We start from the raw sequence: 8,028 nt of genomic DNA on the forward strand, positions 1-8,028 counted from the left end.
CGTTGGACTCCATGTCCATCTGCTGCACGAAGGGCGTGAAGCGCGCCAGCCGCGAAGCGTAGGGCACGATGAGGTGTGTGGGCAACCGCAGGAAGTTGCGGTTCCAGATGCCGTTGAGCGCGAGCTGCATGGGCAGGTTGTGCGCCGGCAATGCGGTGCAGAAGTGCTCGTCCATGGCGCGCGCCCCGGCCAGGAAGGCGCGGAAGTTCTCCGGCCCGATGGCGATGGCCAGGGGCAGGCCGAGCGCCGACCACACGGAGTAACGCCCACCCACCCAGTCCCAGAACAGGAAGGTGCGCTCGGGGGGATAGCCGAGCTTGGCCGACTGCGCAGGGCTGGCGGTGATGGCGACCAGGTGTTTTGACAGGTCTTGCGGCGGGCAGCCTTGGTCGGTCAACCAGCGTTGGGCGCTGGCGGCGTTGGTCAGCGTTTCCTGGGTGGTGAAGGTTTTGCTGGAGACCACGAGGATGGTGCGTTTGGCGTCGAGCCCGCGCAGCACGCTCCACAGTGCCCAGGCGTCCGGGTTGGAGACGCAGTGCACGCGGATGCCGGGCACGGCGGGGGCGGCCAGGTGCGCCAGCGCGTCGATCGCCATGCGCGGACCGAGGTCGGAGCCACCGATGCCGATGTTCACCACGTCGGTGATGGTTTCGCCGGAGAAGCCGAGCACGGCACCGGCGTTGAGCGCCTGGGCGAAGTCGCAGACCCGCGCCAGCTCACGGTGCACATCGGCCTGCACGGCGTTGCCCCAGGGGCCGGCGTGCAGCGGGTCGCCGCGCAGCGCCACGTGCAGCACAGGGCGGTCCTCGGTGGTGTTGATCGTGTCGCCACGGAACATGGCATCGCGCTGCGCCGCCAGGTCGGATTGTTCGGCCAGCGCGAGCAGGGCCTGCTGGATGGCAGGCGTGGTGCGCTGGCGGCTGGCGTCGAGCGTGATGCCCGCGGCGGTCGTGCTCATGCGTTGGGCACGGTGCGGGTCGGTGAGCAGTTCGCGCAGGTGCGGCGTGGGACTGGCGGCCAGCGTCTGCAGCTGTGACCAGGCGGGCAGGGTGGTGGGCAGTTTCATGTGAGACGTTTCCCTTTCAGTTCGGCGCAGCCATCGCGGTGGCCTCGCGCGCCAGCCGCGTGATGCCGGCCCAGTCACCGTTGCGCAGGAGATCGGACGGCGTGAGCCAGGAACCACCGGCCATGGCCACATTGGGCAGTTTCAGGAAGTCGCGCAGATTCTCCACGCTCACGCCGCCGGTGGGGCAAAAGCGCACGTCGGGCAGCGGCGCGCCCAGCGCCTTGAGCATGCCCAGGCCACCGGCCTGCGAGGCGGGAAAAAGCTTCATCAAGGTGAAGCCGTGGTCGCGCGCGCGCATGACTTCGCTGGGCGTCATCACGCCGGGGATGAAGGGCAGCCTGGCCTCGCGCACGGCGTGCACGAGTTCGTCGGTGCAGCCGGGCGACAAGGCAAAGGTGGCGCCCGCGGCCATCACCTGCTTGACCTCGGCCACGCGCGTGACGGTGCCCGCCCCCAGGTGCATCTTCGGCACGGCGCGCGCCACCGCCTCAATGGCCTGCAGTGCCACGCCGGAGCGCAAGGTGATCTCCATCACGTCGATGCCGCCTTCGAGCAAGGCGTGGGCGAGTGGCACGGCGTGGGCTGCGTCGTTGAGCACGATCACCGGGACGACGCGGGAGGTGAAGGTGGGGCGGGTGAAGCAGGTGGTGGTCATGTTGTTCCTTGTGTTCAGCCAAACAGCGGCGAAGCACCGAGCTCGGCCACGCTGGCGTGCTGGCGGAACATGGCGAACAGTTCGCGTCCGGTGCCGTGCTGGTTGGCGCTGAGGTCGGGGTGGTGGAGTTCCCGCGCGTTGAAGGTGGCGACATCCACCTCCAGTTCGAGCACGCCGCGCTCGCAGTCCAGCGTGATCCAGTCGCCGTCTTTCACGCGGGCGATCGGGCCGTTGGCCAGCGCCTCGGGGCTGAGGTGGATGGCCGCGGGCACCTTGCCGGAGGCGCCCGACATGCGGCCGTCGGTGACGAGCGCCACCTTGAAGCCCTTGTCTTGCAGCACGGCCAGCGGTGGCGTGAGCTTGTGGAGTTCGGGCATGCCGTTGGCGCGCGGTCCCTGGTAGCGCACCACCGCGATGAAGTCGCGTTCGAGCTGGCCGGCGTTGAACAGGGCCAGCAGGTCCTGCTGGTCGCTCACCACCACGGCCTGGGCGCGCACCACGCGGTGCTCGGGCTTGACGGCCGAGACCTTCACCACGCTGCGGCCCAGGTTGCCCTGCAGCAGGCGCAGGCCGCCGTCGGCGCTGAAGGGCTCGGCCACCGGGCGCACCACCGAGGTGTCGCCGCTCAGCATGGGTACGGGTCGCCACGCCAGCTGGCCATCGTCCAGCCAGGGCTCCTGCGTGTAGGCCTGCAAGCCGTGACCCATGACCGTGGCCACATCGGCGTGCAGCAGGCCGGCGTCCAGCAACTGCCGCATGAGGTAGCCCATGCCGCCTGCGGCGTGGAAGTGGTTCACGTCGGCGCTGCCGTTGGGGTAGACACGCGCCAGCAGCGGGATCACGTGCGAGAGCTCGGCGAAGTCGTCCCAGTCCACCAGCACGCCGGCGGCGCGCGACATGGCCACGAGGTGCAGCGTGTGGTTGGTCGATCCGCCGGTGGCGAGCAGGCCGATGATGCCGTTGACCAGGGTCTTCTCGGTCACGATGTCGGCCATGCAGATGGCGGCTTCGCCGGTGCGCCCGGTGTTGACCAACGAGCGCTTCACCGCCTCGGCAGTGAGCGCGTCGCGCAGCGGTGTGCCGGGGTTCACGAAGGAAGCACCGGGCAGGTGCAGGCCCATGATCTCCATCAGCATCTGGTTGCTGTTGGCGGTGCCGTAGAAGGTGCAGGTGCCGGGGCTGTGGTACGCCTGCGACTCCGATTCGAGCAGCGCCTCACGCCCCACCAGGCCCTGCGCGTACTGCTGGCGCACCTTGGCCTTGGCGTCGTTGGAGAGGCCCGAGGTCATGGGGCCGGCGGGCACGAAGACGTTGCTGAGGTGGCCGAACTGCAGCGCGCCCATGAAGAGGCCGGGCACGATCTTGTCGCAGATGCCGAGGAAGAGCGCGGCGTCGAACACGTTGTGCGAGAGCGCCACCGCGGTGGACAGGGCAATCACGTCGCGCGAGAACAGCGAGAGCTCCATGCCGGCGGCGCCCTGGGTGACGCCGTCGCACATGGCGGGCACGCCGCCGGCCACCTGCACCGTCACGCCCAGCCCGTGGGCGATGGAGCGTATCTGCTGCGGGTAGGTCTCGTAGGGCTGGTGGGCCGAGAGCATGTCGTTGTAGGCGGTGACGATGCCGATGTGCGGCGCGCGCTCCGCGTGGATCTTGAGTTTGTCGGCCGCCGGCAGCGCGGCCGTGGTGTGGGCCATGTTGGCGCAGCCCATGCCGGTGCGTTGCGTGCCGCTCTTGCGCTGTGCGTCCATGGAGGCCAGGTAGGCGGCGCGTGTGGTGGCGCTGCGTTCGATGATGCGGTCGGTGACGCGTTGCAGCGTCGGGTGCAGTGTGGTCATGATGTCTCCGATTCAGTTCAAGTAAACACCGCGGAACCGGCTTTGCCGGGCCGCAGGTGTTGCCCCCTTGAGAGGGGATGCGGCTACACGCAGTGAGCAAGCGACGGGGGTGTTCATGTTCATATCCGGGTCAGGCCATCCAGATGCTCACGGGCGTCTGGTGCTGGTTGAGGATGAGGGACACCGGCAAGGATTCGTCGGCGCCGAGGCGGGCTTGCTGGAACACGGCCAGCTTGCTGGCGCCACTGATGGACAACGCGAGTTCACGCGTGGCCAGCAGGGCGGGCAGGGTGAGGGTCAGGCGCGCATGGGGCGCGGTGGCCGGGCGCACCCAGGCCACCGGGCCGCTGCTGTGCAGGGCCTGGCGCAGGCCGGGTGCGCCGGGGAAGAGCGAAGCGGTGTGGCCGTCTTCGCCCATGCCGAGCACCGCCATGTCCATGGGCCAGGGCTGGGTGGCCAGTCGCCGGTTGGCGGCATCGACGAGCCGGTCCAGAGCCGCGTCGTCCAGGGTGTCTGGCAGCGTGTCGAAGAACGGCACGAAGGTGGCGGCCGCAGCCGCGTCCTGCAGCAAGTGCTGGCGCACCAGCGCGGTGTTGCTCTCGGTGTGGTCGTGTGGCACGCAGCGCTCGTCCACCAGCAGCACGGTCACGCGCGGCCATTCGAGGGGCAGCACGCGCAGTGCTTCAAACAGCGCGATCGGTGACTTGCCGCCCGAGACCGCCAGCACCGCGTGGCCGCGCAGGTTGATGGCGGCGTGCAGGCGCTCGGCGATGGCGTCGGCCAGTTGCCAGGCCAGTTCGGCCGTGGAGTTGCACACGTGTTCGCTCATGATTCCTCGACCCAGGCGGAATTCTCCCGGGCCATCAGGGCCGACGAGGCGGCCGGGCCCCAGCTGCCGGCGGTGTAGGCCTTGGGTTTTTCATTCAGGTTCTTCCAGCCGTCCAGGATGGGCTCGACCCAGGTCCATGCGGCTTCCAGTTCATCGCGGCGCATGAAGTGGGTGAGGCGGCCTTTGATCACGTCCATGAGCAAGCGCTCGTAGGCCTCGGCGCGGCGTGCGCTGAAGGCGGATTCGAGGTCGAGGTTCAGGCTCACCGGGCGCAGGCGCATGCCGCTGCCGGGCTCTTTGGCCATCATCTGCAGTTGCACGTGTTCTTCGGGTTGCAGGCGGATCATCAGGCGGTTGACCGGCTGGCGCGGCGCATCCGGAAAGATGGTGTAAGGCAGGTCGGCGAACTCGATCACGATCTCCGAGCGGCGCTCGGCCATGCGCTTGCCGGTGCGCAGGAAGATCGGGATGTTGGCCCAGCGCCAGTTGTTGATGTGGGCGCGCAGCGCCACGAAGGTCTCTGTGGTGCTGTCGGGCGGCACGTTGTCCTCTTGCAGGTAGCCCACGGCCTTGTCGCCGTTGGCGCTGCCCGCGGTGTACTGGCCGCGCACCGTGTCGCGCGCCACATCGGCCACGGTGAGCGGGCGCAGCGAGCGCAGCACCTTGAGTTTTTCGTCGCGCACGGCGTCCGGGTCGAGCGAGACCGGCGGCTCCATCGCCACGATGCACAGCAATTGCAACAGGTGGTTCTGCAGCATGTCGCGCAATGCACCGGTGCCGTCGTAGAAGCCGGCGCGGCTGCCCACGCCCACCGATTCGGCCACCGTGATCTGCACGCTCTTGATGAAGGGGCTGCGCCAGAGGGGCTCGAAGATGGTGTTGCCGAAGCGCAGCACCATCAGGTTCTGCACGGTTTCCTTGCCCAGGTAGTGGTCGATGCGGAAGGTTTGCGCTTCGGTGAAATGACGGCCGACTTCTTCATTGATCTGGCGCGCCGACGCCAGGTCGTGGCCGAGCGGTTTTTCGAGCACCACGCGCGAGCGGGCATCGATCAGGTTGGCGCTGGCCAGGTGGGCGCAGATGCCGGTGAACAGCGTGGGCGCGGTGGCCAGGTAGTACACGCGGTCGGAACCGTTCTGCAGCGCCGCGCCGAGCGCCGCGAAATCGCCTGGCTGGGTCGCGTCCAGACACACATAGGCCAGCCGGTCCTTGAAGGCGGTCCAGGCCGCGTCTTCCAGTGCCTCGGGTTCGATGAAGCCGCGCACCTTGTCGTCGATGAAGGCGGTGAAGGTGCCGCGGTCCCAGTCCTGACGGCCCAGCGCCAGAATGCGCGTGGCCTCGGGCAGGTTGTGGTGCAGGTGCGCCATGTAGAGCGCGGGCAGCAGCTTGCGCACCGAGAGGTCGCCCGCGCCACCGAAGATCACCAGGTCGAGCGGGCCCGGGGGGGTGGAAGAAGCTGCGGCGGCGGTGGGGCTTGAGGTGACCATGGATCTAATTAAGTTACTTCAGAATCTGGATCGTAATGTAATTAAGTTACATCGCGGGTACAGGATGCCTGCGCCGGCTGGCGAGGCCACGGAGGCGTTGCCTCCACCTTAACCGCCCAACCGGCGCGTGCCCAGTCAGAGGGCGCGAAAAACCGGTGGATGGGCGGTGGTGCGGGCCACCACCTCGGGCAGGCTGGGTGGTGTGCAGCCGGTCTGCATCACGCACAGGCTGGCGCTGGCCACGGCGTGGGCCAGCAGGTGTTGTGCGTCACTGGCGTTCAGCCGCAGTTCATCGGCGTGTGCGCTGCGTTGCAGCGCGGGGCGCTGGAGCAGGGCCACCAGCAGGCCGGCCAGGAAGCAGTCACCTGCGCCCACGGTGTCCACCACCGTCACCGGGGTCGACTCGGCACAGTGCCAGGCGTGGCCGTCGCGCGCCAGCAGCACCGCGCCGCCCGCGCCCAGCGTGAGGGCGAGCCATTGAGCACGTGTGCCGGCCAACAGCGCGCTCGCCTTGGCGAGGGCGTCGCCACCCGGCACGCCCAGCGTGTCGAGATCGTCGTCGCTCACCTTGATGAGGTGGGCTTGCTGGAGGGCCGCCATCACGCTGCTGCGGTAGGCGCTCATGTCCGGCACGATGGCCGGGCGCAGGTTCGCGTCCACCACCACCAGCCGCCCCGCCGCGCGCTGGGCCTGCAGCCAGGGCAGGTACTTCGCGCTGTCCTCGGCCACCAGGGCCAGGCAGCCGGTGACGGCGATGCGCAGGTCAGGCAGACCCGGGGGGGCTTCGCAGGCGGCAATGAGACCGGGCGCCGACACCTGCCGGTCGGCCACGCCCTCGCGGTAAAAGCTGTAGCTGGCCTTGCCCTGTGCGTCCAGGCCCACCACCGCGAGTGATGTGGGCTCGTGCACGGGCTGCGGCTGTGCCAGGGCCACGCCGGCCTGCGCCATGCCCTCGGCCAGCAGGCGACCGAAGCGATCGCCCGCGAGCGGATTGAGGTAGAGCGTGCCCACGCCTTGCAGGCCGAGCGCGCGGGTGAGGTTGTAAACGGCGCCACCCGCGCAAGGACGCAAACGACCGTCGGCGTCCTCGATCAGGTCGATGAGCGCTTCGCCTGCGGTGGCGACTTTCAGGGTGGCCGGGGGAGTAGGGAAAACCATAACTAAATCCAGTTGATTTATTAACCTGACTCGAAATATAGTTCAAGCACACCGCAACGGGCCTCGTGAAAACCCCAAGTGTCTGGCGGCGTGATCCCTGAGACTTCCTTTCCACCTGAGGAGACCAACATGAACTTCCGCGCATCCAAACTCGCATCGTCCGCCTGTGCCTTTTCCGTGTTTGCGCTGGCCGCATCGCTGGCCCATTCGCAGGCCCAGCCCGTCATCGGCCTGATCACCAAGACGGATTCCAATCCCTTCTTCGTGAAGATGAAAGAGGGCGCCGACGCCGAAGCGAAGAAGCTCGGCGCCAAGCTGCTGTCGGCCGCCGGCAAGACCGATGGTGACAACGCTGGCCAGGTGACGGCCATGGAAAACATGATCGCCGGTGGCGCCAAGACCATCTTGATCACACCCAGCGATGCCAAGGCCATCATCCCCGCCATCAAGCGCGCGCAGTCGCAAGGTGTGATGGTGATCGCACTCGACAGCCCGACCGATCCAGCCAGCGCGGTCGACGGCTTGTTTGCCACCGACAACTTCAAGGCCGGCGTGTTGATCGGCCAGTACGCGAAAGCCGCCCTCGGCGGCAAGGCCCCGGTGATCGCCACGCTCGACCTGTTCCCCGGCCACCCGGTGGGCGCCCAACGCCACAACGGTTTCCTCCATGGCTATGGCCTGAAGTCGCTGGATGCCAAGAGCAACGACCTGGCCAAGCCGGCCGAAGTGGTGTGCATGGCTGACAGCTTCGGTGACGCCGCCAAGGGCCAGACCGGCATGGAAAACTGCCTGCAGAAGAACCCGGCCATCAACGTGGTCTACACGATCAACGAACCCGCCGCCGCTGGCGCCTACAAGGCGCTCAAGGCCGCCGGCAAGGACAAGGACGTGGTCATCGTCTCGGTGGACGGCGGTTGCGCCGGCATCAAGGACGTGGGCACCGGCGTGATCGCCGCGACCTCGCAGCAGTACCCGCTGCGCATGGCCGCCATGGG

6 protein-coding genes and 1 pseudogene are annotated in these 8,028 nt (G+C 68.1%); 1 reads left to right on the forward strand and 6 read right to left on the reverse strand.

The window, feature by feature from the left end; genetic code table 11:
• The 6 genes and pseudogenes from IV113_RS17005 to IV113_RS17030 all read right to left on the reverse strand — a co-directional run.
• Positions 1–1,066 (reverse strand): annotated as a pseudogene (locus IV113_RS17005) (glucose-6-phosphate isomerase); the annotation flags it as partial.
• Positions 1,067–1,082: 16 nt separating this feature from the next.
• Positions 1,083–1,721 (reverse strand): bifunctional 4-hydroxy-2-oxoglutarate aldolase/2-dehydro-3-deoxy-phosphogluconate aldolase, encoded by a 639-nt coding sequence (gene eda / locus IV113_RS17010; RefSeq protein WP_291087276.1) that lies wholly within the window; start codon positions 1,719–1,721, stop codon positions 1,083–1,085.
• 14 nt (positions 1,722–1,735) lie between these two features.
• The gene (gene edd / locus IV113_RS17015) at positions 1,736–3,559 is read right to left on the reverse strand and encodes a phosphogluconate dehydratase (protein WP_291087278.1); all 1,824 of its coding nucleotides are present in this window, start codon (positions 3,557–3,559) and stop codon (positions 1,736–1,738) included.
• 130 nt (positions 3,560–3,689) lie between these two features.
• Positions 3,690–4,388, reverse strand: coding sequence for a 6-phosphogluconolactonase (gene pgl / locus IV113_RS17020; protein ID WP_291087280.1), 699 nt, complete (start codon positions 4,386–4,388; stop codon positions 3,690–3,692).
• Positions 4,385–5,875: a glucose-6-phosphate dehydrogenase gene (gene zwf, locus IV113_RS17025; RefSeq protein WP_291087282.1), complete on the reverse strand. Its 1,491-nt coding sequence runs from the start codon at positions 5,873–5,875 to the stop codon at positions 4,385–4,387. Before zwf ends, pgl begins: the two co-directional genes overlap by 4 nt.
• A gap of 135 nt (positions 5,876–6,010) precedes the next feature.
• Complete coding sequence (locus tag IV113_RS17030) at positions 6,011–7,033, reverse strand: PfkB family carbohydrate kinase (RefSeq protein ID WP_291087284.1); 1,023 nt, start codon at positions 7,031–7,033, stop codon at positions 6,011–6,013.
• Between the two features lie 129 nt (positions 7,034–7,162).
• On the opposite strand from IV113_RS17030, the gene IV113_RS17035 reads away from it, so the two are divergent.
• Positions 7,163–8,028, forward strand: an 866-nt coding sequence (locus IV113_RS17035) for a sugar ABC transporter substrate-binding protein (protein WP_291087286.1), incomplete at its 3' end; no start/stop codon positions are given.

The sequence above is a fragment of the Hydrogenophaga sp. genome, from assembly GCF_018780385.1.
In the GTDB taxonomy this organism is placed as follows: Bacteria; Pseudomonadota; Gammaproteobacteria; order Burkholderiales; family Burkholderiaceae_C; genus Hydrogenophaga.